Below are 23,231 nucleotides of genomic sequence, written 5' to 3' on the forward strand. Positions count from 1 at the left end.
CCCGAATTTCGGGGTCGACCGTGACGGTATCTGCTTGTTCCTGCGCTACAATTTGCCGCTTTCCTCACCTGCCCTGGAGAACAAGATGCCGACCCGCCTGACTGTCCTTGCCGCCGCGCTGATGCTCGCCGGTTCCGTCCATGCCGCCGACAAGGTCAAGGTCGGTTTCGTGTCCACGCTGTCCGGCCCCGGTGCCGGCCTCGGTGTCGATATCCGCGACGGTTTCAACCTGGCGGTCAAGCAATTGAACGGCAAGCTCGGCGGCCTGCCGGCCGAAATCCTGATCGCCGACGACCAGCAGAGCCCGGACGTCGCCAAGCAGGCGACCGACAAACTGCTGAAGCGCGACAAGGTCGATTTCATGACCGGCGTCGTCTTCTCCAACATCATGCTCGCCGTCGGCCCGGCGGTGTTCCAGAACCAGACCTTCTACATCTCGGCCAACGCCGGCCCGTCGCAATACGCCGGCGAGCAGTGCAATCCCTTCTTCTTCAACGTCGCCTGGCAGAACGACAACCTGCACGAAGCCGTCGGCAAGGTCGTCCAGGACAAGGGTTTCAAGAACGTCATGATCGTCACCCCGAACTATCCGGGCGGCAAGGACGCAGTGTCCGGCTTCAAGCGTTTCTACAAGGGCCAGACCGAAGAGATGTACACCAAGCTCGGCCAGCTCGACTACGCTGCCGAACTGGCGCAGATCCGCGCCGCCAAGCCGGATGCGCTGTTCTTCTTCCTGCCGGGCGGCATGGGCATCAACTTCGTCAAGCAGTTCGTCGCCAGCGGCCTGTCACAGCAAACGCAGCTGTTCGCCCCCGGCTTCTCGGCCGACGAGGACGTGATCAAGGCCGTCGGTGCGCCGATGATGGGTATGTTCAACTCGTCGCACTGGGCGCACGACATGGAGAATGCCGAGAACAAGCGCTTCGTTGCCGAGTTCGAAAAGGAATACAAGCGCCTGCCGTCGCTGTACGCCTCTCAGGGCTACGATGCAGCGCTGATGATGGATGCGGCGGTGCGCGACGTGAAGGGCAACCTCGGCGACAAGAAGGCGCTGCAGAAGGCACTCGAAGCCAAGCGCTTCAAGTCGGTACGCGGCGACTTCAAGTTCAACAGCAACCATTACCCGGTGCAGAACTACTACCTGCGCGCCATCGGCAAGGATGCCCAGGGCCGCGTCACCAACAAGACCATGGGCACCATCTTCACCAATCATGCTGACGCCTACGTGGCTCAGTGCAAGATGAAGTGACCCAGCTGTTCCTCGAGCAGGCCCTCAACGGCCTGCAGTTCGGCCTCATGCTGTTCCTGCTGGCCGCCGGGCTGACGCTGGTCTTCGGCATCATGGACTGCATCAACCTGGCACATGGTTCGCTGTACATGGTTGGCGCCTATTTCGTCGCTGCTGCGGCGCAGGCCGCCGATTCGTTCTGGCTCGGGCTCGGTGCCGGCATCGCCGGCACCGCCGTGCTTGGCCTGCTGCTCGAACTGTCGCTGTTCCGCCAGTTGTACCGGCGCGACCACCTGGCGCAGGTGCTGGCGACCTTCGCGCTGATCCTGATCGCCAACGAGACGGTCCGGCTGATCTGGGGACCGGCGCCGCTGTTGCTCAATCCGCCGGAGGCGCTGGCCGGCCCGGTCGAGATCGCTGGTTTCTTCTACCCGGCCTACCGGCTGGTGATCATCGCCTTTGGTCTGGCCGTCGCCGGGCTGCTCTACCTGCTCGTCGCCAAGAGCCGGGTCGGCATGTGGGTGCGCGCAGGTGCGTCGAATCGGGAAATGACCGAGGCCCTGGGTATCAACGTGCGCGGCCTGTTTACCGCCGTGTTCGTCTTCGGCGCCGCCTTGTGCGCGCTGGCCGGCGGCCTGCTCGGGCCGCTGCTGGCGGTCCAGGTCGGCATGGGCGAGAGCGTGCTGATCCTGGCTTTCGTCGTCATCATCATCGGCGGCATCGGCTCGATCCGCGGCGCCTTGGTCGGCGCGCTGATCGTTGGTACGGTCGACACACTCGGCCGGGCACTTTTGCCGACGCTGCTGCGCGCGCTGCTGCCGGCCGACGCGGCGGCGACGCTCGGGCCGGCGCTGGCGTCGATCCTGATCTACCTGCTGATGGCCGGCATCCTTTTCTTCAAGCCGCAGGGCCTGTTTCCGGCGAGGGCGTAAATGGCTTTCTACCGTCCCGCCCGCTGGCAGAAACCTGTCGCCGTCGTCGTCCTGGCGGCGCTGCTGGCATTGCCGTCGCTGCTCGAAATCCTCGATCAGGGCTATTACATCGGCTTCGCCACGCGCGTGTTGATCTTCGCGCTGGCCGCTTCCAGCCTGAACCTGGTGCTCGGCTTCGGCGGCATGGTGTCGCTTGGCCACGCCGCCTTCTTCGGCGTCGGCGCCTACGTCGCGGCGATCTGTCACCAGGCCGGCATCAACGAAGGCCTGCTGGTGCTGCCGCTGGCGATGGCGGTCGCCGGGCTGTTCGCGCTGGCGGTCGGCGCCGTCAGCCTGCGCACGCGCGGCGTTTATTTCATCATGATCACGCTGGCCTTCGCCCAGATGACCTATTACCTGTTCGTTTCGGCCAGCTTGTGGGGCGGCGACGACGGCCTGCCGATCTACGAGCGGATGCGCCTTGGCGGCATCAGCCTGGTCGGTGACGATGCTCTGTTTTTTGCCGCACTCGGGGCGTTGACCGCAAGCATGCTGCTTTTTTCCCGACTGGCGCAGGCGCGCTTCGGCCGGACGATCCAGGCCATCCGCGAAAACGAGACGCGGATGGAGGCGCTCGGTTATCCGGTGTTCCGTTATCGCCTGGTCTGCTTCGCGCTCGGCGGCGCCGTCGCCGGGCTGGCCGGCGCGCTGCTCGCCAACCTGACCGGGCTGGCCAGTCCCAACCTGCTGCAATGGACGCAGTCGGGCACCTTGCTGGTGATGGTCATCATCGGCGGCGTCGGCTATCTATGGGGCGGTGTCGTCGGTGCCGTCGTGCTGTTGCTGCTCGAGGAAGTCCTGCTCGCCTGGTTCGACCACTGGCATATCGCCCTCGGCCTGCTGTTGCTGGCCGTCGTGCTGTTCGCGCCGAAGGGCGTCGCCGCCTTGTTCGGGAAGCGCCATGACTGATCCGCTGCTCGAAGTCCTTGGCCTGTCGCGGCGTTTTGCTGCGGTCGACGCCCTGAAAGCGGTGAATTTCACGGTCGCTGCCGGCGAGGTGCATGCGTTGATCGGCCCCAACGGCGCCGGCAAGACAACCTTCATCCACCACCTGTCGGGCGCGCTGACGCCGGACGCCGGCAGCGTCCGTTTCGCCGGGCGCGATGTCACCCGGCTGACGATGCACGAACGGGTGCGCGCCGGCATGGCGCGCTCGTACCAGATCACCAATGTCTTCCTCGGTCTGTCGCTGCTCGACAACGTCGCGCTGGCCGTCCAGGGGCGGCGCGACGCCGGCAGCAGTTTCCGCTTCTGGCGGCCGGTCGACCGCGAAGCGCGGTTGTTCGAGGAAGCCCTGGCTTTCCTCGAACAGGTCGGCCTGGCAGCCAAGCACGGCCAGTTGGCCGGCCAGTTGTCGCACGGCGAGCAGCGGGCGCTGGAACTGGCGATGGCGCTGGCGACCAAACCGCAATTGCTGCTCCTCGACGAACCGATGGCCGGCACCGGTCCGGAGGAATCGGCGCGCATGGTCGAGCTGATCGAACACCTCGCCCGTCACGTGACGATCCTGCTGGTCGAGCACGACATGGACGCGGTCTTCCGGCTGGCCGACCGCATCTCGGTACTGGTCAACGGCCAACTGATCTGTACCGGCACGCCGGACGAGGTGCGCAACGACGCCGATGTCCGCCGCGCCTACCTGGGGGATCACCTGTGAGTGCGCTGCTCGAAATCAACGACCTCGAAGTCGCCTACGGTCCAAGCCAGGTGCTGTTCGGCATCGATCTGGCGATGGCCGAGGGTGAGGCAGCGACGCTGCTCGGCCGTAACGGCATGGGCAAGACGACGACGCTGCGCGCGCTTTGCGGGCTGGAGCCGGTGCGCGCCGGCAGCATCCGCTTTGCCGGCGAACGCATCGACGGCTGGCGGCCGGACCGCATCGGTCGCGCCGGCATCGCGCTGGTGCCGGAAGGCCGGCAGTGTTTTCCAAATCTTACGGTCGACGAGCATTTGGTGGCATTTTTCGCCAATCGTCGCAGCGTCGCCACACCGTGGACTCCGGCCCGCGTCTACGAACTCTTCCCGCGCCTGGCCGAGCGCCGGAAAAACCTCGGCAACCAGTTGTCCGGCGGCGAGCAGCAGATGCTGGCGATCGGCCGGGCACTGGTCACCAATCCGCGCCTGCTCGTTCTCGACGAAGCGACCGAAGGTCTGGCACCGCTGATCCGTGACGAGATCTGGGCCTGCCTCGGTCGTTTGCGCGGCGAGGGCCAGAGCGTGCTGGTCGTCGACAAGTACGTGGAAAAGCTGATCGCGCTGGCCGACCGGCACACCATCATCGAGCGCGGGCAGGTCGTCTGGTCCGGCAGTTCAGTCGAGCTCGATGCCGATCACGGGATCTGGCACCGCTACCTCGGCATCTGATCGGGCACCGAGGACCGCTTCGAATACCGGCAGCGGCACCGGCCGGCCGAACATGTAGCCCTGGAACAGCGTGCAGCCGTGTTCGACCAGGTAGGCGTGCTGCGCCTCGTCCTCGACGCCTTCGGCGACGACGCTCAGACGCAGTGAATTGCCCATGGCAATGATCGCCCGGACAATCGCCGCATCGTCGGGATCGCTGGTGATGTCGCGGATGAAGGAACGATCGACCTTCAACTGCTCGAACGGGAAACGCTTGAGATAGGCCAGCGACGCGTAACCCGTACCGAAATCGTCGAGGGAAAAGCAGACGCCTAGCAGGCGCAGGGCGCGCATCTTGAACACCACCTCCTCGACCTTGTCGAGCAGCAGGCTTTCGGTCAGCTCCAGCTTCAGCCGGCGCGGATTGGCACCGTGCCGGGCGATTGCAGCGCTGACCTGGTCGACGAAGTCCGGCTGACGGAATTGCCGGGCGCTGACGTTCACCGACAGATAAAGATCGCGGCGCGACGGATCGTCAGCCCAGCTGCGCAACATGGCACAGGCCGTATTGAGCACCCACAGTCCGATCGGGACGATCAGCCCGCTCTCCTCGGCCAGCGGAATGAAATCGTTGGGCAGAACCATCGGCAGACCGACCGGTTGCCAGCGCAACAGCAACTCGGCGCCCACCAGTCCTTTCGCCGCATCGACCTGGGCCTGGGCGTAGAGCACGAATTCATCGCGCGCCAGAGCGTGACGCAATCCACTCTCCAGGCGTGCCCGCTGGTCGAGCGTCGTCTGCATCGCCTGATCGAAAAACCGGGTCGCGTTGCGACCGGCTTCCTTGGCCTTGTACAAGGCGATATCCGCCTGCTTGAGCAGGGTTTCGACCGATTTGTCCTGCCCGCGGAACAGGCTGACGCCGATGCTGGCCGTGCAGTAATGCTCATGTCCATGCGCCAGCATGACCGGCCGCGCCAGTTCCTCGCGTATCTTCTCGGCCACCGCTTCGGCGCTGACCGCGGCTGCCCGGGGATGCGGGTCCAGCGCCTCGAGCATCACCGCAAATTCGTCACCGCCCTGGCGCGCAGCCGTGTCGCATTCGCGGATGCACAGCTTCAGGCGGCAGGCGATCTCGATCAGCAGATGGTCGCCGATGTCGTGCCCAAGGGTATCGTTCAGTATCTTGAAATTGTCGATATCGATGATCAGCAGCGCGCCGTGCTCAGCCTTGCGCTTGCCCGACATCCGCGCCTGCTCGAGCCGGTCGAGCAACAGGCGGCGATTGGGCAGGGCGGTCAGCGGATCATAGAAAGCCAGGTGCTGGATCTCGGACTCGGCGTGCTTGAGCTTGCTGATGTCGGAAAAGGTCGCCACGTAGCCGGAAGGCTCGCCCGCGTCATCGCACAGCACGTTGATGACCAGCCACTCGGGGTAGATTTCACCGCATTTGCGCCGATTCCAGATTTCACCTTCCCAGTGACCGTCCTCTTTCAGGGCTTGCCACATGGCGGCGTAGAACGCCGGTGACTGCCGGCCGGAAGCCAGGATTTTCGGTGTCTGACCGATGATTTCGTCGAGGGCGTAACCGGTCAGCCGGTGAAAGGCGTCATTGACGCGCAGGATGCGCTGACGCAGATCGGTCACCAGGATGGCGGCACCGATCTGATTGAACAAGGCTCGTTGATTCCATATGACCGCTGCCTGCTCAGTCTGGCAAGCCCCCTGAAAGTCGTGATCCGACATGACGCTCCCACATGTCATCGTTCCGAAAGGCTCATTCCATGTCTATCGCATGGATTTTCCCGAGTATGCCTGATGAAAACCGTTCAGATCAATAACAATTCTCATCAGCTTCCGGAAAGAAGGCTGATTTCGCGTTCCAGCAGGGTTTCGTCACCGAGATTCAATTCGACCAGACGACGCAGGTGGGTGACGCTGTCGAGGTCGATTTCATGGCTGGCCAGACCGTAGCACTCACCCTGGTGATGGACGACGGTGATGCCCATGCGAATGCCGGTTTCACCGTTGTCGAGAGCGACATGCAGGACGCCATTGCTGCCGACCTTGACGAACATCGGCTGGGACGGCCGGATCAGCGCGCCTTTCAGCGAGATATCGAGAACATCGACCGGATGCTCGCCGTCGGCAAGGAACAGGCGGGCCGAACTCTGGAAGCTGATGCGGGTGAACTGCCGGCGATTCTCGGTCATGGTCGTCTCCTTGGACTTATTTTCCCTGCATGTTACCCCAAAGCAGCTTGTGCAACTGCAGCTGGAAACGCACCGGCAGGCCATCTTCGAGAATCCAGCTGGCCAGCTCGGCCGGTTCGATGCTGCCCTGCGCCGGTGAAAAAAGCACCGGACAGCGGGCATCGAGCCGATGCGCCAGCAGCACCTCGCGCGCCCATTCGTAATCCTCGCGCGAAGCGATGACGATCTTGATCTCGTCGCGCGGCTTCAGGTGCGTGAGATTGGCCCACAGGTTCTTGGCGGATTCGCCGGAATCCGGCGCCTTGAGGTCCATGATGCAGGAAACGCGCGGATCGACCGGCGCGATGTCGAGCGCCCCGGAAGTTTCCAGCGAGACATCGTAACCGGCATCGCACAGGGCACTGAGCAAGGTCAGGCATGCCTTCTGCGCCAGCGGCTCGCCGCCGGTGACGCAGACCTGGCGAGCCGGATACTTGCCGACCTCGGCCAGCACCGCTGCTACGGTCGACGTCTCGCCACCGGTAAAACTGTAGGTCGTGTCACACCAGGTGCAGCGCAGCGGACAGCCCGTCAGGCGGACGAAAACGGTCGGCAGGCCGACGCGCGATGCTTCGCCCTGCAGGGAATAGAATATTTCGGTGATGCGCAGCGTCAATTACTTCTTCTTCAGGCGTTCACGTGCCTTTTCGGCAGCCGGCGAGGCCGGGTGCTTTTCCAGCAGGGTTTCCAGCGTCCGGGTTGCTCCCTTGCGATTACCCAGCTCCTGCTGACAGGTGGCAATCGACAGCAGGGCGTCGGGCGCCTTGTCGCTGTCCGGATAACGCGTGCCGATCTGGCTTTGCGCCTCGATCGCCTTGGTGCAGTTGCGCTGGGCATACCAGGCATTGCCCAGCCAGTACTGGGCATTCGGCGCCAGCGATCCGGCCGGATATTGATCGACAAAACCGGCAAAAGCGGCTGCCGACTCCTTGTACTTGCCAGCCTTGAACAGTTCCAGCGCAGCATCGTAGGCCTGCGCTTCCTTGGCCGGATCACCTGCGATAGCCGCTTTCGGCCCGGCAGCCGGGTCGGTAGCCGGCGCACTGTCTGCCACCTGCTGCGGCTCCAGTTTGCGTAGCCGGCTGTCCAGATCGAGATAGAAATCCTGCTGCCGCTTCCTGGATTGCTCCAGCTCGTGTGTCAGGGTCTCGATCTGGCCGCGCAGGCGGGCGATTTCCTCGGCCTGGCGCTGGATCTGCGCCGACAGTTCGAGTTGCGCCCGGGCCTGCTGGTCAAAACGTGCCTCCGCATTGATCTGCAGATCGGCTATCTGGCGACGCGCTTCCTTGTCGTCGAAAAAGGCCCAGGCCGAACTGCTGCCCAGCACCGCGATCAGAAAAACCAGTGGGAGGCGACGCATGATCAGAACTCGCCGCGACCGTCAGGAGCGCGATAGAGAACGTCGGCGCGACGGTTTTCAGCAAACGCAGCTTCGTCACGACCCGTATTCCGCGGCTTCTCTTCACCCAGGCTGACCGATTCGATCTGGTCTTCACGGGCACCGAGCAGCACCAGCGCACGCTTCACGGCATCGGCCCGCTTCTGGCCGAGCGACAGGTTGTATTCACGGCTGCCGGTTTCGTCGGTATTGCCCTGGATCAGCACCTTGAAGCCGCGATTGGCAACGAGATACTTGGCATGGGCAGCGACCAGCGCCTGGTAATCACCCTTGACCTCGTACTTGTCGACATCGAAGTAGATGCTGCGCTGGGCCAGCGGGCTCTTCGGATCGGTCAATTCGCGCGGCAGGCCGCTGGCATCGAGGTCACCGGCAACTACCGACTTGACGTCGGTGCTGCTGCCGGTACGGCCTTCGACCGGTGCACCGCTGTCTTCGGGCAACGGGGTGGTGCTGCAACCAGCAAGAACGGCGAGCAGCAGGGAAATGGACAAAAGTTTCTTCATGGTTAACTCCGACGGGGTTTACTTCAGGAAAGGCCCCCATGCCGGTTCGCGAACGTCGCCCGCGGCAATGGAAAGGCGTTGTTTTATGCGACCATCGATGGACACGGCCGACAACAGGCCGCGGCCACCGACTTCGGTAGCAATCAGGATCATCCGGCTGTTCGGCGCAAAGCTCGGCGATTCGTCCTTGTTCGAATCGGTCAGCACCTGGACCTGGCGGCTGGCCAGATCCATGACTGCCAGCTGGAAACGACCGTCGCGGCGGGCGATGAAAGCCAGGCTTCGGCCATCCGGTGACGGCCGCGGCGATACGTTGTAGCTCCCCTCGAAAGTCACGCGCTGGGCAGCACCGCCGCTCGCGTCAATGCGGTAGATCTGCGGGCTGCCGCCGCGATCCGAGGTGAAATAGATGTGTGCGCCATCGACGGAATAACGCGGCTCGGTGTCGATTCCGGACGACTGCGCCAGGCGCTGCAGACCACTGCCATCGACATTGACCGAGTAAAGCTGCGAGTTGCCGTCCTTGGACAAGACCACGGCCAGCTTGCGACCATCGGGCGACCAAGCCGGCGCCGAATTGGAGCCCTTGAAATTGGCGACGATGTGGCGTTGACCGGAAGCCAGCGAATGCACGTAGACCACCGGCTTCTTCTTTTCGAAGGAGACGTAGGCCAGCTTGCTGCCGTCCGGCGACCAGACCGGCGAGATGATCGGCTCGGCCGACGTCAGCGCGGTGGCCGCGCCCTGTCCGTCAGCATCGGCGATCTGCAGCAGGTACTGACCGCGTGACTTGACGACATAGGCAATGCGGGTCGAGAAAACCCCCGGCTCACCGGTCAGCTTCTCGTAGATGAAATCGGCAATGCGATGGCCGGCCATGCGCAATTGCGCACTGTTGGTGACATAGACCGCGCCGCCCAGCGCCACGCCCTTTTGCGTGTCGTACAAGCGGAACCGCGCTTCCATGCGGCCATCCGGATTGCGCACGACGCTGCCGGCGGCAAGCGCATCGGCACCACGCCCCTTCCACGCTGCATGATCGACCGGCGCATTCTCGTCGAGCACCGCCCCGGCCGGATCGACCAGCTTGAACAGCCCGCTGCGCTCAAGATCGGCCCGCACGGTCGCGGCAACGATGCGCGCCATGGTCGGATCGCCGGCGAAATCGGCGATCGCCACCGGAATGCGGTTGGCACCGGCGCCGGTAATTTCGATGGATAGCTGCGCGTGAGCAAATCCTGCGGTCAACAAGCTGCAGAGCAGGAAAATACGACGGGAAATTCTGGACATTGTGTTCATTTTCAGTGAATTGAGCGCGATTTTACTCTTCAAACGGCTTGTATTTGATTTCCAGCGTACGCTGGAACAATGACGGATCGTCGGGCTTGGGCAACGGCGACGAGCGGCGGATGGCGCGTTCGATCGCTTCGTCGAGGACCGGCATGCCGCTCGAACGCTTCAGACGGACATCAAGCACTTCCCCGTTCGGCAACTGGTTGACCTCGAAAATCGCCTCCGGGTTGCCCTGAATGGCAGGTGGCAGCACGATGTTGCCGCGGATCTTGCCGCGGATTTTCGCCGCATAGCTTTCCAGACCACGGCGGTTCGCCGCTGCTTTCTGTTCCTTGTCCGCCAGCGTGGCCAGGAGATTCTGTTCGGCCGTCGACTGGCGCTGCCGGCTTTCCCGTTCCAGCATTTCCTTGAACGGATCGACCTTGGGCGGTGGCGGTTTCTTGTCGACCGGCTTGACCTCGGGCTTGGGCTCGGGTTTCGGCGGCTCGGGCTTTTTCGGTTCGGGTTTCTTCTTTTCTTCCTTGACCACGATCTCCGGTGCCTTCGGCGGCACAACCTTCGGCGGCTCCACCGGCACCGGCTTCGGTTCCGGCGCGACTTCCTTCGGTGGCGGGGGCGGCGGCGCGACGCGCGTCGCCTGTACCGGCACCGGCGACCACAGCTCGACGTTCATCGCCTCCGGCTCGCTGCGCTTCCACTGCACGCCAAAGAACAGCGCAGCGATCAGCAACAGATGCACGATCAGCGTGAAGGCAACCGCCTTCTTCTTGCCGGGTTCCGCTGGACGATCAGGGATCATCGACTACTTGACCGAAGTTTCCAGACCGACGCGGTCGAAGCCCTGCTTCTTCACCTCGTCCAGGGCCTTGATCACATCACGGTACGGGACTTCTTCGTCACCGGCGACCAGCACCGCCATCTCCGGCGTCTTCCGGCGTTCCTCAGCCAGCACCTTGCGCAAATCGCCGACGCCGTCGAGCTTCTGCTCCTTGCCATCGACATCGAACAATGACAGCGCACCATCCTTGTCTACCTGCACGCGCAGGAATTTGTCCGGCTTCTGCGGCGCCGTCCCGGTCGCCGGCAAATTGACCGAGCCGGTGGTCATCATCGGCGTCGCCACCATGAAGATGACGAGCAACACCAGCATCACGTCGATGTACGGAACGACGTTGATCTCGTTTTTCAGACGGCGCTGGCGCATGACTTACCGCATCTGCCGTTGCAGGATGTTCGAGAATTCTTCCATGAACGACTCGTAGCGCACGGCGATGCGGTCGATGTCATGCGAGAAACGGTTGTAGGCCAGCACCGCGGGAATGGCCGCGAACAGGCCGATGGCCGTAGCGACCAGGGCCTCGGCGATGCCCGGTGCAACCGAGGCGAGGGTTGCCTGGCCGACGTTGGACAGCGCGCGGAAGGCATGCATGATCCCCCAGACCGTGCCGAACAGGCCGATGTAGGGCGACACCGAACCGACCGAGGCAAGGAAGGCGAGATGCGCTTCCAGCGTATCCATCTCGCGCTGGTAAGTGGCACGCATGGCGCGGCGGGAACCGTCGACGACGTCCTTGGAATCCAGGTTCTTCTGGCCACGCAGCTTGGTGAATTCGCGGAAGCCGGCTTCGAAGATGCGCTCCATGGAACCGGCGCTGTGGCGATCGTTGACCGCGCTCTGGTAAAGGTTGTTGAGATCGCCGCCGGACCAGAAATCGCGCTCGAAATCCTCGGTCTTGCTGCGCGCCTGCTTGACGGCAAACCACTTCATCGCGATGTAGTACCAGGACATCATCGAGACGCCGGCGAGCAGGGCCATGACCGCCTGCACAACCACGCTGGCTTGCAGGATCAGGTGAAGGATGGACATATCCTGGGCAGGGTTCATTTCAGTGCTTCCAGCTTGGCATGCAGATAATCGGGTATGGGAGCGGGCGTCATCGTCGCCATGTTGACGCAGGCGATCTCGACGCTGCCGGTAACGAGTTCAACGTCGCCGCGGCGGACGTGCTGGCGGAAGACAACGCGCACCCGCGTCAGCTTTTCCACTTCCAGGCCAACGACCAGTTCGTCATCAAGACGCGCCGGCTTCAGATACTCGCAACTTGCCTTGCGCGCGACGAAGCCGATACCGGCCTCGCTGGCCAGTTGCGCCTGCCCGTAGCCGGCAACACGCATCCACTCGGTACGGCAGCGCTCGAAGAATTTCAGGTAGTTGGCGTAGTACACCACGCCACCGGCATCCGTATCCTCGTAGTAGACTCGGACCGGAATTGAGAAGGCGTTGGCACTGGGTTGATATTTCATCCCGGGATTTTACCTTGCGTCGCAACATCCAATTGTAACAGCTTGTTTCCACGCGGATAATCAGCCAGCCCCCGACATCCTGAAGACAAAGTGGCGTTCGCCCGCGCCGTCCAGCATAATCCCGTCATGTCCAGACCTTTCCGCATCATTGATCGCCGCAGCCTGATTCTGCTGCTCGGCCTGCTGCTCAGTTGCGGCTTCTTCGCGACGACGCTGTTCGGCTATTTCGTCTCCAAGGAAGCCATCCGCAGCGCCATCATCGGTCAGGACCTGCCGCTGACGTCAAGCAACATCTACTCCGAAATCCAGAAGGATCTGGTGCGTCCGGTGCTGATTTCATCGACGATGGCGCACGATACCTTCCTGCGCGACTGGATCCTGCGCGGCGAAAACGAAGTCGGCGAAATGTCCCGCTATCTGGCCGAGGTCAAGGTCCGGCACAAGGCATTCAGCAGTTTCTTCGTTTCCGAGAAAAGCGGCATCTATTACACCGGCGAGGGCGTGCTCAAGCATGTGGCCGAGAACGAACCCCGCGACGCATGGTATTTCCGCGTCCGCGACATGCAGGAAGAGTACGAGATCAACGTCGACCCCGATCTGGCCAACAGCGATGCGCTGACCATCTTCATCAATTACCGCGTTTTCGACTTCGATCACAACTACATCGGCGCCACCGGCATCGGCCTGACCGTCGATTCGGTACGCCGGCTGATCCGCGATTACCAGACACGCTTCAAGCGCACCATTTACTTCACCGACGCCAGCGGCAAGGTCGTCGTTTTCGGCGATCCGACGAAACAACCGCCCGAACTGCGCGCCAGGCCGGGCCTGGCCGCCCAGCTCGACCACATCCTCAAGGAACGAACCGGTTTCTACCAGTTCAAGGATGGCGGCGACAACCACCTGCTCAACGTCAATTACCTGCCCGAACTGCAGTGGTACCTTTTCGTCGAGCAGAACGAGGATGTGGCGCTGGCCGGCGTACGCCAGACGCTCTACGTCAATCTGGCAATCAGCCTGCTGGTGACGCTGATCGTGACCTTCCTCAGTTACCTGACGCTTGGCCACTACCAGTCGCGCATCGAAACGATGGCCTCGACCGACAAGCTGACCGGCCTGCTCAACCGCCACGCCTTCGGCATCCTGATCGACAAGCTGCTGGCCAGCCATCGCCGCAATCCGCAGCCGATCACCTTCCTCCTCGCCGACATCGACCACTTCAAGCAGATCAACGACCGCTACGGCCACCGCACCGGCGACCAGGTGCTGACCAACGTTTCGTCATTGTTGCGGTCGACGCTGCGTGCCGCCGATTTTGCCGTGCGCTGGGGTGGCGAGGAATTCCTGCTGGTACTGCCGGGCTGCACCGGCGACGAAGGACTGCTGATTGCGGAAAAACTGCGCCTGGCCGTGCAGGAAAGCACCCCTTGCCCGGAAAACGCGGCAATCCGCACGACACTCAGTTTCGGTGTCAGCCAGTACGATGATCGGGAAACGCCCGACCAGGCCATCAGCCGGGCCGACGAGGCGCTTTACGCGGTCAAGCAGACCGGCCGCAACGGCGTCAGCCTGGCTCCCGCAAAAACCTGAATCAGCTGTCCGACAGCAGGTCGCGCACCAGCGCACTGGCCGGCTCGGCCAGGCCGAGGTGGCGATAAATGGCCGGCGTTGCGATGCGCCCGCGCAGCGTGCGTTGCAGGTAGCCCTGCTGGATCAGGTAGGGTTCGAGCACATCCTCGATCGTGTCGCGCGCTTCGCCGATCGCCGCCGCCAGGTTGTCGACGCCGACCGGGCCGCCGCCGAACTTGTCGATCACCGCGTGCAGCAGCTTGCGGTCCATCAGGTCGAGACCGGCCGGATCGACGTCGAGCATATGCAGCGCCAGGTCGGCAATCTCGCGGGTGATGTTGCCGTCGGCCTTGACCTCGGCGTAGTCGCGCACCCGGCGCAGCAGGCGGTTGGCGATGCGCGGCGTGCCGCGCGAGCGGCGGGCGATTTCCAGCGCGCCGTCGCTGTCGAGCGGCGCGTTGAGCAGCGATGCCGAGCGGCTGACGATGCTCTGCAACTCCTGCGCGTTGTAGAACTCCAGCCGGGCGACGATGCCGAAACGGTCGCGCAGCGGATTGGTCAGCATGCCGGCGCGCGTCGTCGCGCCAACCAGCGTGAATGGCGGCAGATCGAGCTTGACCGAGCGCGCCGCCGGGCCTTCACCGATCATGATGTCGATCTGGAAGTCTTCCAGCGCCGGGTAGAGGATTTCCTCGACCACCGGGCTCAGACGATGGATTTCGTCGATGAACAGCACGTCGTGCGGTTCGAGATTGGTCAGGATCGCCGCCAGGTCACCGGCGCGTTCGAGTACCGGACCTGACGTCTGGCGCAGGTTGACGCCCATTTCGGCGGCGACGATGTGCGCCAGCGTGGTCTTGCCCAGGCCGGGCGGGCCAAACAACAGTACGTGGTCGAGCGATTCGCCGCGGTTCTTGGCCGCCTGGATGAAGATTTCCAGCTGTTCACGGATTTTCACCTGGCCGGTGTAATCGGCCAGGCGCTTCGGCCGCAGTGCGCGTTCGAGCGCCTCTTCCTGCGCCGATTTGGTTTGCGGCGCGATGATGCGGTCGACCGGTGCCAGCTTGTCGGTTTCGATCATGATGTCGTTTCCTCGCGCAGCCAGCGGGTCAGCAGCATGTGGCCGAGCGCCAGCAGCACCGGCCCGAGAAAGATGCCGATGAAGCCGAACACCAGCACACCGCCGAACACGCCAAGGGCGATGATGAGCACGGACAGGCCGGCACCGCGGGCCATCAGGATCGGTTTGACGACGTTGTCGATGCTGCTGATGATCAGCATGCCGTACAGCGCCATGAAGATGGCCCAGCCGATCTGGCCTTCACCATAAAGCCACAGCGCTGCACCGCCCCAGATCAGCGGCGGGCCGACCGGAATCATCGACAGGAAGAAGGTGGCGAAGCCGAGCAATACCGGCGCCGGGGCGCCGGCGATGAAGAAACCGAGCATCGCCACCGAGCCCTGCGCCGCCGCCGTGCCGACGATGCCGAGCATGACGCCAAGGACGGTACCGCGCGCCTTGTCGATCATGCCTTCGCCCAGTTCGCCACCGAGCTTGCGGGCGCCGACATACAGCGCGTTGGCGACGGTCGTCCCGTCGCGGTAAAGGAAGAAGACGACGAACAGCACCAGCGCCAGTTGCAGCATGCCGTTGGCCACCACGCCGCCGGCCAGGATCAGGAATTGCCGGGCCGGCGCCAGCATCTGCGCAAGCAGCGCATTCAGCGCTTCCCGGCTGCGCGCGATCTCATGCCAGAAATCGACGATCTGGCCGCCGAACAACGGAAAACCCGCCAGCCAGGCCGGCGGTTCGGCCGGCAGCCCCTGATCGACATACGGCTTGACCAGATCGATGAGCCGGTCGGCACCGCTGACCAGCGCGCCGGCCAGGAAAATCGTCGGCACCAGCAGGATCAGCACCAGCAGTGCCACCATCAACGACGCCCCCAGCGTATCGCGCCCGCCCAGCCGGGGCAGCACGCGCTCCCGGTAAAGTTCCCAGGTGCACACCCAGATGACGAAGGCGAACAGCACGGCGCCGATAAACGGCAGCAGCACCGTGAAACAGCCGATGATGAGCAGCACCACCAGCGCAATCTGCGCCAGCCGTTTGGGATCGCTATCGTTGAACATCAGGCCCTCGACAACAACTTGAGCGCCTGCCGGATACCGTCCGAGGTACCGACGTCGGCCGGCAACTGCTTCATCGCCGCCGCCGCTTCCTTCTCGTTGTACCCAAGCGCCAGCAGCGCGTTGGAAATATCGGCCCGGGCGTCGTCGACCGCAACATTCAGCGAAATCCCGGTGGCGTCGGCCAGTTTGCCCTTCAATTCGAGCAGCAGCCGCTCGGCGGTCTTCTTGCCGATGCCGGGCACCTTGATCAGCCGTCCCAGTTCCTGCTGCGCCACCGCCGCCGCCAGGTCATTGACCGACAGGCCGGAGAGTACCGACAGCGCCGTCCGGGCGCCGATGCCGGAAACCTTCAGCAACTGGCGAAAGGCAAAACGCTCGGCCTCGCTGAGGAAACCGTACAGGTAATGGCCGTCATCGCGCACCGCAAAATGCGTCAGCAGCGTGACCTTTTCGCCGCTCCCCGGCAGGTTGTAGAAAGTGCTCATCGGCACGTCCAGCTCGTAGCCGACGCCGTTCACATCAAGCACGATCTGCGGCGGGTTCTTTTCGGCGAGCAGGCCGGTGAGTCTTCCGATCATGGGGTTTCCCGATACTGTATGTTCAAACAGGTTCTCATCCTATCAGTCGCCCGCCACGAACGCGATACCCCGCCGTCGCCAGCGCCCCCAGCCCCTGGCCGCCATGCGCGTGGCAAATGGCGCAGGCCAGCGCGTCGGCGGCATCCGCAGTCGGCGCGCCGGGCAGGTTCAACAGCCGGACAACCATGTCCTGCACCTGCTCCTTGGCCGCCTTGCCATGGCCGACCACCGCCTGCTTGACCTGCAACGCAGTGTATTCGGCCACCGGCAAACCGCCATGCACCAGCGCCGACATCGCCGCCCCGCGCGCCTGACCGAGCAGCAGCGTCGATTGCGGATTGACATTGACGAACACCTTCTCGATCGCCGACTGATTCGGCTGATAGGTGGCGATCACCTCGCTGATGCCGGCAAACAGCGTACCGATGCGCTCGGGCAAGGAGTGCTTGTCGTTCGACTTGATGCAACCGCTGGCAACATAGATCAACTGCTTGCCGTGCATCTCGATGACGCCGAAGCCGGTCACCCGCAGGCCGGGGTCGATGCCGAGAATGCGCACGGCGCTCGTTTCGCCGCTCATTTCGCAGGCCTCGCCACCAGGTACACCCCGCTGACCGCAACCGCCATGCCCAATGCTGCGGTCAACGTCAGTTTTTCACCAAAAACCGCCCAGGCGACCAAGGCCGTCGTCGGTGGCGTCAGGTAGAACAGGCTGGCGACATTGACCGCGCTGCCGCTGCGGATCAGCAGGTTGAGCAGGCTGATGGCGCCGAGCGACAGGACCAGCACCAGCCAGCCGAGCGCGAACAGGAATTCGCCGGTCCACGCAATGCGGTAATCCTCGAACAGCGCAACGGCAATGCCGGTGACGATGGCCGTCGGCACGAACTGGATGACCGAACCGGTACGCAGATCGAAGCGGGCGCAGAAGCGTTTCTGGTAAAGCGTGCCGGCGGTGATCGCCAGCAGCGCGACAACGGCCGGCCACAACATCGGCCCGAGCGCAGCGTCGCCGAACTTGCCGGAAACGACCAGCCCGACCCCGACAAAACCCAGCGCCAGCCCGCCCCATTGGCGAGCACTCACTTTCTCGCCGAGCAGCCAGCCGGCAGAGCAGGCCGTCAACAAAGGCTGCATGCCGACAACCAGCGCGGTGATCCCGGCCGGCAGACCATGCTTGATCGCAACAAAGACGCCACCGAGATACAAGGCATGCACCAGCACACCGGAAACCCCGATATGCAGCCACTGCGCCGGGTCCTTCGGCCACGGCGCACGCATCGCCACCGCGATCAGCAACATCAGCGCAATCACCAGGCCGTAGCGGGTGAGCAGGAAAGACAAAGGTTCGGCGTAGGGCAGGCCGAACTTGGCACCGACGAAACCGGTGCTCCACAGGAAGACAAAAAGCAGGGGATAGATACGTTGCATCGCCGACCTGGTTAGGGAACTGCCGATTCACTCGTCATCGCGAGGAGCGAAGCGCCGTGGCCACCCAGAAACATCTGGATTGCCGCGCTGCGCTCGCAATGACAAACACCTAACAATCAGCGTCTTCTCGGCGACCCAAGCCGTCAATTGACGATGACATTGTATTTAAGAAGCATTTTTGGCAAATGATCGTCGAGGTTGCGAACGTGATCATCGGTCAGCTCAATCAGATTGAAATTGTATTTCTTGTAGATATCGATCTTGGTCGCCTTCCGAGCAGCATATTTCGGATCATTCTCCAAACCCCAGTATTCGATATAAACCTTGCCGCCGGGAATGTAGAAATCACAATAAAGCTCTTCCTCAACCGGCAACTGTCGCTCATAGGCATGTACAAGCCCGGACATGTATAGCCAGTTATCGATCAAGGCCTCGGCTTTGGAGCGAACCCAGTGACCATCGGTTGCCCGATGTGTCGGTGCAAATTTTTCCCGAAAACCCGGGGAGGCCGGATCGGGCACTTGCGCCTGCGGTTGTTCGGCCTGTTCCGATGCTTTGGCGCCCGATAGCTCCTTGACCGTATTGGTCAGGATGCGCGACGACAACAGCGACTCGGGCCAGAGCACAAACGGAATGCCGGTTTGGTGATGCTCTTTGGCTTCAGCCTTCAGTTTCAAACCTTGCTCGGTCGGCACCCACCCCTTCCGCTCCCGATGAATCCAGCCCAATTCCGCAAGAACCTGGTTGATCTTCTGACTGGATAAGCCCAGCCGCTCACCGAGCCCGGTTGAAGACAGCAGCGAAGATGCTTTTTCCGGTTTTTTCTCCGGAAGCGAGGGGGAGGACTCTGCGGCCTTTGGCGATTTCTTGGCAGACAACCAATGCTCATAGCAAAGGGAATAACCTGCCTTTGAAACCGGCTTCTTACATCCGGCAACAGAACAATTCGGCAGGTCTTTTTTGTCCGCCATCAGGTTTATTCCTCGATGACCGCCGTCGTGTAGATTTCCTGGACGTCGTCCAGGCCTTCCAGCGCGTCGAGCAGTTTCTGCATCTTCACCCCGTCGTCGCCGGCGAACACGTTCTCGGCTTCCGGCTTCATCGTCACTTCGCCGAATTCCGGCGTGAAACCGGCGGCTTCCAGTGCGTCCTTGACGGCAACGTAGTCGGCCGCCGACGTGATGACTTCGATCGAACCGTCGTCGTTGGTCGCCACATCCTCGGCACCGGCTTCGATGGCGGCATCCATCAGCGCCGCTTCGTCGGTGCCCGGGGCAAACAGCATCTGGCCGCAGTGCTTGAACTGGAAGGCAACGCAACCGTCGGTGCCCATGTTGCCGCCGTACTTGTTGAAAGCGTGGCGGACTTCGGCGACGGTGCGGGTCTTGTTGTCGGTCAGGCAGTCGACCATGATCGCCGCGCCGCCAATGCCGTAACCCTCGTAACGGATCTCGACGTAATCGACGCCTTCAAGTTCGCCGGTGCCCTTCTTGATCGCGGTGTCGATCTTGTCCTTGGGCATATTCACACCCTTGGCCTTGTCGACCGCAACACGCAGACGCGGATTGAAACCGGCGTCGCCGCCACCCATCTTGGCCGCCACGGTGATTTCCTTGGCGATCTTGGAGAAGGCCGCACCACGCTTTTCGTCCTGACGACCCTTGCGGTGCTGGATGTTGGCCCATTTGCTATGACCTGCCATGCTCTTTTCCTGAATGCGAATAACGAAGAAGGCGAGATTTTACCCGTCCGGCGTTTTCCCGTCAGGACGGCATCGCGCTTTTCTCCGCCGCCTGTGGCAGGCTGACGCCATCACCCGCCAGAAAGGGAAATCATGTCCGCCATCCAGCGCATCGCCACCCGCGAAACCGAACTCGGCGCCGGCCTGACCATCCGCCGCGCACTGCCCACCCGCCAGCGGCGCATGGTCGGCGCCTGGTGCTTCCTCGACCACATCGGCCCGATCGACTTCGCCCCTGACGCCGGCATGCACGTCGGCACCCACCCGCACATCGGCCTGCAGACCTTCACCTGGCCGGTCACTGGCGAAATCCTGCACCGCGACAGCCTGGGCAACGAACAACTGATCCGCCCCGGCGAAGTCAACCTGATGACCGCCGGCCTCGGCATCGCCCACACCGAAGATTCCCCGCTACCCGGCCAGCGCCTGCACGCCGCGCAACTATGGATCGCGCTGCCGCCGGAACAACGCGACTGCCCGCCCGACTTCGTCCACTACACCGAATTGCCGACGTGGTCAGCCGACGGCGCCGAATTCACGCTGCTTGCCGGCGACCACCAGGGCCGCCGCGCCCCCACCCGCATCCACACGCCGCTGCTCGGGCTGGACATTGCCGCCACCACCAATGTCACGGTCGACCTGCCGCTAAGGCCAGAATTCGAATACGGCCTGCTGCCGCTACTCGGGCAAATCGACGCAGCCGGCGAAACGCTCGGCGGCGACGAATTCCTCTACCTCGAACCCGGCCGCGACAACCTGCAGCTCAAGCTGCCCGCCGGCAGCAAAGCCCTGCTGCTCGGCGGCGAACCCTACACAGCGCCGCTCCAGATGTGGTGGAACTTCGTTGCCGGCGACCGCGCCAGCATCGCCGAAGCACAACGCCAGTGGGAAAACGGCAACCCGCGCTTCGGCCCGGTCGGCGATGGCTGCGCACCGCGCCTGATGCCGCCGGCGCTGCCAGCAGGTTGGGGGTGAACAGAACGCCAAAAACACCCACTCGACATGAAATCGCCCGCTCGTTATGCTGGGTGCCTGTGATCAATGACTTGCAACAGGCTCAGACGTGGGAGACGAAGCATGATGATAGCCAGCCTACGGCAAACGACCGAGATATCCGACAGAATAGGAGACGGTTTTCCAAAAAACACCCGCAAAATGTCAACAGCATTAAGCTAACCCCTTCATGAGAATACAAAAAGCCCTAGCAATTGCCACTGCGATAGTTTGTGTTGTAGTTATTGCTCCGTGGGTCATCACTTTTGGCGGACAAGCACTTTCGCCCAAACCAGGAGACTGGGGGGTTTTTGGGGACTACATCGGTGGAACCCTTTCGGGCCCTCTTGCTCTCGCTGGCTTCATCGCGCTCCTGATCACAATCCAGCAGCAGAGGTCCTTTGCTCTAGCCGAGCAAAACAAATCTAATGACCTTAGGTATTTTGAAAGTGCGCTGCAATGCCTGAAACGTGCCTACGAAACAATTAAACCGATTGAAGCTGAAGCACCGCCCAAGAGTCGATTGGTATGGCTTACAACAGCTAGGTGGCTTTTGGCAGCAAACTCCATTTCGAGCAAAATTTCGGGAACGTCGCCGTCCTTAAAGAACGCATATGAGCTTGAGGCTGAACACTACAGAATGCTGTTCTGCAATTTCCTCAAACCCAATCAGATGGACTCCGTGTTTTCACAACAGGCATTCTTTGCTGGGGACCGCTCCATGAGCGGCTCAGAGCTCGAGGAACGAAGTGTGCGTGTGATCTTAGAGTTCATGGAGTGGCCGGAGGAAAAAAGAGATGTTATTGACAAAGTACCTGTCTACACACGGGAAGAGGTCGAATCTATGCATGTATGGTTACGGGGGCTCCAGGCCTTCTTGCAGGGGAAACCTCGCTTTAAGCAATAGTGAATATGGGACAGACCACGATTAGTTACCCATCGAAATACGATACCGTGATCTGTTCCCTATTGTCGTGCTGTCGGTAAGGTACGTTACGCCAATCACATATCAACAAAAACTCCCTTCAATAACAGTTTTCACCTCGTACAACGCAAAGACAATCAAATCCTTCTCGACGAGCACTGAACAATTTCGATATACAGAAAGACAATCCATGTCGCCAAAAATACATAAAACCATTATTCTTCTAACATTAATTTTTAATTCATCAACCACAATTGCATCATCGAATGACAGAACTTCAATAGATATTTATTGCGAAAGCATGTCCTTGGCCCTATATGAATCAACATTAAATTACCAAGCGCCAAAAACACCAGAAATTGCGCGACGAGTAGAAAAATCGCAATCCGAAACACTCAAAGCATGCAAGGCAATGCCAGCCTCTGGTGGAACCGAAAAGAAAATAAAGAAAATGTCACCTGAAGAGATAAATTTGGTAAGTTGCATAGGCATTGCCGAGGGAATATTTATGGCCAAATCAGAATCAACAGAAAATCAATTTAGCTATGCTGAATTGACAAAAAATAGAAACTTCATAGCCAACGCATGCATAACAAGTCAGAAACGCTTTTTAAGCGACCTCAGAAAACATGGACCAAAGTACGCATTAAATCAAACATACCAGAATAAAAAATAATCAAATCTCCGCCGATTAGAATATGTCATTAACCATTATCACCATTTCAATTTATGTTGCATTATTGATTCTTAACTTCGCAACAGCAAGTATAAGTCACTACATCAAAGCCTTTGCCCTGCATGGAAGATAATTAACACACTAAATAAGCTGTCTTCGTTATGTATAATCCCAGCAATAGCTATCGACGTCATCCGCTATATCTTCTAATTATTTCAGCTCTTCTGGAGCAACAAAGGAAAGACCACGTTTAACTAGCTTAGAACCATAGTCTTTCCCCCTGTGAACTGCCCAGCGCGATTCAGCTTTACGCTCGCACATCAATAATGAAACCGCAACTGCGCAATCAACAGCGCATCCCCTTCCACCCGATAAACCATCCGGTGTTCGTCAGTAATCCGCCGTGACCAGAACCCTGACAGCGCATGTTTCAGCGCCTCCGGTTTTCCCACCCCGGCGAAGGGATCGCGCTGCGTTTCACGAATCAGCTTGTTGATCCGTTCAACCATGCGCCTGTCCTGCTTCTGCCAATAGAGGTAATCCTCCCACGCCTCATCGGCAAAAATCAGCTTCACGCTGCCAGTTCCCGTTCGCTGCCTTTACCGGCATTCAGTTGGGCGGCGGCCGAGAGCAGTCGTTTGGCGTTGGCCGGGGTGCGCAGGAGATAGGCGGTTTCTTCAAGCGCCTTGTAATCTTCGAGCGATAGCATGACCACGGCTTGGTCACCATTGCGGGTGATGATCAGGGCTTCGTGGTCGTCGCAAACCCGATCCATGGTACTGGCGAGGTTCGCACGCAGCGTGGTGTAGGTCATTGCATCCATTTCAGGCCTCCGTATATGTACGTTTCACTGTACATAGCACGCTGTATATTGTCCAGCCCGCTTTAC

28 protein-coding genes are annotated in these 23,231 nt (G+C 61.3%); 9 read left to right on the forward strand and 19 right to left on the reverse strand.

Going from position 1 to position 23,231, the window contains the following annotated elements; translation table 11 throughout:
• The first annotated feature begins 85 nt into the window (after window positions 1-85).
• The 5 genes from BJN45_RS13375 to BJN45_RS13395 are packed head-to-tail and all read left to right on the forward strand — an operon-like array spanning window position 86 to window position 4,563.
• Window positions 86-1,249, forward strand: a complete 1,164-nt coding sequence (locus BJN45_RS13375; protein ID WP_076096144.1) for an ABC transporter substrate-binding protein — start codon at window positions 86-88, stop codon at window positions 1,247-1,249.
• A complete protein-coding gene (locus BJN45_RS13380; RefSeq protein ID WP_076096019.1) occupies window positions 1,246-2,160 on the forward strand; it encodes a branched-chain amino acid ABC transporter permease in 915 nt (304 codons plus the stop codon). The genes BJN45_RS13375 and BJN45_RS13380 overlap by 4 nt, the downstream gene beginning before the upstream one ends.
• Window positions 2,161-3,108 (forward strand): branched-chain amino acid ABC transporter permease, encoded by a 948-nt coding sequence (locus tag BJN45_RS13385; RefSeq protein WP_076096021.1) that lies wholly within the window; start codon window positions 2,161-2,163, stop codon window positions 3,106-3,108.
• Window positions 3,101-3,856 carry an ABC transporter ATP-binding protein gene (locus tag BJN45_RS13390; protein ID WP_076096023.1) on the forward strand — a complete coding sequence of 252 codons (756 nt, stop codon included), beginning with the start codon at window positions 3,101-3,103 and terminating at the stop codon, window positions 3,854-3,856. Before BJN45_RS13385 ends, BJN45_RS13390 begins: the two co-directional genes overlap by 8 nt.
• Window positions 3,853-4,563, forward strand: coding sequence for an ABC transporter ATP-binding protein (locus BJN45_RS13395; protein WP_088179073.1), 711 nt, complete (start codon window positions 3,853-3,855; stop codon window positions 4,561-4,563). The genes BJN45_RS13390 and BJN45_RS13395 overlap by 4 nt, the downstream gene beginning before the upstream one ends.
• Here BJN45_RS13395 and BJN45_RS13400 read toward each other — a convergent pair.
• The 10 genes from BJN45_RS13400 to ybgC all read right to left on the reverse strand — a co-directional run bounded on the left by BJN45_RS13400 (window position 4,510) and on the right by ybgC (window position 12,296).
• Window positions 4,510-6,219, reverse strand: a complete 1,710-nt coding sequence (locus BJN45_RS13400; RefSeq protein ID WP_240494570.1) for a putative bifunctional diguanylate cyclase/phosphodiesterase — start codon at window positions 6,217-6,219, stop codon at window positions 4,510-4,512. The genes BJN45_RS13395 and BJN45_RS13400 overlap by 54 nt on opposite strands.
• 173 nt (window positions 6,220-6,392) lie before the next feature.
• Window positions 6,393-6,755, reverse strand: coding sequence for a PilZ domain-containing protein (locus BJN45_RS13405; protein WP_076096025.1), 363 nt, complete (start codon window positions 6,753-6,755; stop codon window positions 6,393-6,395).
• A gap of 16 nt (window positions 6,756-6,771) precedes the next feature.
• Window positions 6,772-7,410, reverse strand: coding sequence for a 7-carboxy-7-deazaguanine synthase QueE (gene queE, locus BJN45_RS13410; protein WP_076096026.1), 639 nt, complete (start codon window positions 7,408-7,410; stop codon window positions 6,772-6,774).
• Window positions 7,411-8,154, reverse strand: a complete 744-nt coding sequence (ybgF, locus tag BJN45_RS13415) for a tol-pal system protein YbgF (protein ID WP_076096028.1) — start codon at window positions 8,152-8,154, stop codon at window positions 7,411-7,413.
• Window positions 8,155-8,156: 2 nt separating this feature from the next.
• Window positions 8,157-8,699 carry a peptidoglycan-associated lipoprotein Pal gene (gene pal, locus BJN45_RS13420; protein WP_076096030.1) on the reverse strand — a complete coding sequence of 181 codons (543 nt, stop codon included), beginning with the start codon at window positions 8,697-8,699 and terminating at the stop codon, window positions 8,157-8,159.
• A gap of 18 nt (window positions 8,700-8,717) precedes the next feature.
• Complete coding sequence (gene tolB, locus BJN45_RS13425; protein ID WP_076096032.1) at window positions 8,718-9,989, reverse strand: Tol-Pal system beta propeller repeat protein TolB; 1,272 nt, start codon at window positions 9,987-9,989, stop codon at window positions 8,718-8,720.
• 31 nt (window positions 9,990-10,020) lie between these two features.
• A complete protein-coding gene (locus BJN45_RS13430; RefSeq protein WP_076096033.1) occupies window positions 10,021-10,791 on the reverse strand; it encodes an energy transducer TonB in 771 nt (256 codons plus the stop codon).
• 3 nt (window positions 10,792-10,794) lie between these two features.
• Window positions 10,795-11,196 carry a protein TolR gene (tolR, locus tag BJN45_RS13435; RefSeq protein WP_076096035.1) on the reverse strand — a complete coding sequence of 134 codons (402 nt, stop codon included), beginning with the start codon at window positions 11,194-11,196 and terminating at the stop codon, window positions 10,795-10,797.
• 3 nt (window positions 11,197-11,199) lie between these two features.
• The gene (gene tolQ / locus BJN45_RS13440) at window positions 11,200-11,877 is read right to left on the reverse strand and encodes a protein TolQ (protein ID WP_076096037.1); all 678 of its coding nucleotides are present in this window, start codon (window positions 11,875-11,877) and stop codon (window positions 11,200-11,202) included.
• Entirely contained in the window at window positions 11,874-12,296 is a 423-nt protein-coding gene (gene ybgC / locus BJN45_RS13445; protein WP_076096039.1) for a tol-pal system-associated acyl-CoA thioesterase, read from the reverse strand. The genes tolQ and ybgC overlap by 4 nt, the downstream gene beginning before the upstream one ends.
• A 126-nt stretch (window positions 12,297-12,422) precedes the next feature.
• Here ybgC and BJN45_RS13450 point away from each other — a divergent pair, with 126 nt between their 5' ends.
• On the forward strand, window positions 12,423-13,886 hold the full coding sequence (locus tag BJN45_RS13450; RefSeq protein WP_076096040.1) for a sensor domain-containing diguanylate cyclase: 1,464 nt from the start codon (window positions 12,423-12,425) through the stop codon (window positions 13,884-13,886).
• Between the two features lies 1 nt (window position 13,887).
• Here BJN45_RS13450 and ruvB read toward each other — a convergent pair whose 3' ends face one another.
• From ruvB to BJN45_RS13485, 7 genes are all read right to left on the reverse strand, one after another.
• Complete coding sequence (gene ruvB, locus BJN45_RS13455) at window positions 13,888-14,946, reverse strand: Holliday junction branch migration DNA helicase RuvB (RefSeq protein ID WP_076096042.1); 1,059 nt, start codon at window positions 14,944-14,946, stop codon at window positions 13,888-13,890.
• Window positions 14,943-15,998: an AI-2E family transporter gene (locus BJN45_RS13460; RefSeq protein WP_076096044.1), complete on the reverse strand. Its 1,056-nt coding sequence runs from the start codon at window positions 15,996-15,998 to the stop codon at window positions 14,943-14,945. The genes ruvB and BJN45_RS13460 overlap by 4 nt, the downstream gene beginning before the upstream one ends.
• Window positions 15,998-16,576 (reverse strand): Holliday junction branch migration protein RuvA, encoded by a 579-nt coding sequence (gene ruvA, locus BJN45_RS13465; RefSeq protein WP_076096046.1) that lies wholly within the window; start codon window positions 16,574-16,576, stop codon window positions 15,998-16,000. Before ruvA ends, BJN45_RS13460 begins: the two co-directional genes overlap by 1 nt.
• Window positions 16,577-16,610: 34 nt before the next feature.
• Entirely contained in the window at window positions 16,611-17,156 is a 546-nt protein-coding gene (gene ruvC / locus BJN45_RS13470; RefSeq protein WP_170873090.1) for a crossover junction endodeoxyribonuclease RuvC, read from the reverse strand.
• Window positions 17,153-18,007 carry a DMT family transporter gene (locus BJN45_RS13475; RefSeq protein WP_076096047.1) on the reverse strand — a complete coding sequence of 285 codons (855 nt, stop codon included), beginning with the start codon at window positions 18,005-18,007 and terminating at the stop codon, window positions 17,153-17,155. Before BJN45_RS13475 ends, ruvC begins: the two co-directional genes overlap by 4 nt.
• Window positions 18,008-18,150: 143 nt before the next feature.
• Window positions 18,151-18,978, reverse strand: a complete 828-nt coding sequence (locus tag BJN45_RS13480) for a hypothetical protein (RefSeq protein ID WP_139326349.1) — start codon at window positions 18,976-18,978, stop codon at window positions 18,151-18,153.
• Between the two features lie 5 nt (window positions 18,979-18,983).
• Window positions 18,984-19,709, reverse strand: coding sequence for a YebC/PmpR family DNA-binding transcriptional regulator (locus BJN45_RS13485; RefSeq protein WP_076096050.1), 726 nt, complete (start codon window positions 19,707-19,709; stop codon window positions 18,984-18,986).
• 132 nt (window positions 19,710-19,841) lie between these two features.
• On the opposite strand from BJN45_RS13485, the gene BJN45_RS13490 reads away from it, so the two are divergent.
• The 3 genes from BJN45_RS13490 to BJN45_RS17675 all read left to right on the forward strand — a co-directional run bounded on the left by BJN45_RS13490 (window position 19,842) and on the right by BJN45_RS17675 (window position 22,342).
• Window positions 19,842-20,723 (forward strand): pirin family protein, encoded by an 882-nt coding sequence (locus tag BJN45_RS13490; protein WP_076096051.1) that lies wholly within the window; start codon window positions 19,842-19,844, stop codon window positions 20,721-20,723.
• A gap of 208 nt (window positions 20,724-20,931) precedes the next feature.
• Window positions 20,932-21,648, forward strand: a complete 717-nt coding sequence (locus BJN45_RS13495; protein ID WP_076096053.1) for a hypothetical protein — start codon at window positions 20,932-20,934, stop codon at window positions 21,646-21,648.
• A gap of 208 nt (window positions 21,649-21,856) precedes the next feature.
• Window positions 21,857-22,342 (forward strand): hypothetical protein, encoded by a 486-nt coding sequence (locus tag BJN45_RS17675; protein ID WP_139326350.1) that lies wholly within the window; start codon window positions 21,857-21,859, stop codon window positions 22,340-22,342.
• 320 nt (window positions 22,343-22,662) lie between these two features.
• On the opposite strand, the gene BJN45_RS13500 is transcribed toward BJN45_RS17675, so the two are convergent.
• Window positions 22,663-22,917, reverse strand: a complete 255-nt coding sequence (locus BJN45_RS13500; protein WP_076096054.1) for a Txe/YoeB family addiction module toxin — start codon at window positions 22,915-22,917, stop codon at window positions 22,663-22,665.
• Window positions 22,914-23,165, reverse strand: a complete 252-nt coding sequence (locus BJN45_RS13505) for a type II toxin-antitoxin system Phd/YefM family antitoxin (RefSeq protein WP_076096056.1) — start codon at window positions 23,163-23,165, stop codon at window positions 22,914-22,916. The genes BJN45_RS13500 and BJN45_RS13505 overlap by 4 nt, the downstream gene beginning before the upstream one ends.
• Between the last annotated feature and the right edge of the window lie 66 nt (window positions 23,166-23,231).

The sequence above is a fragment of the Azonexus hydrophilus genome (assembly GCF_001956855.1).
Lineage (GTDB): Bacteria > Pseudomonadota > Gammaproteobacteria > Burkholderiales > Rhodocyclaceae > Azonexus > Azonexus hydrophilus_A.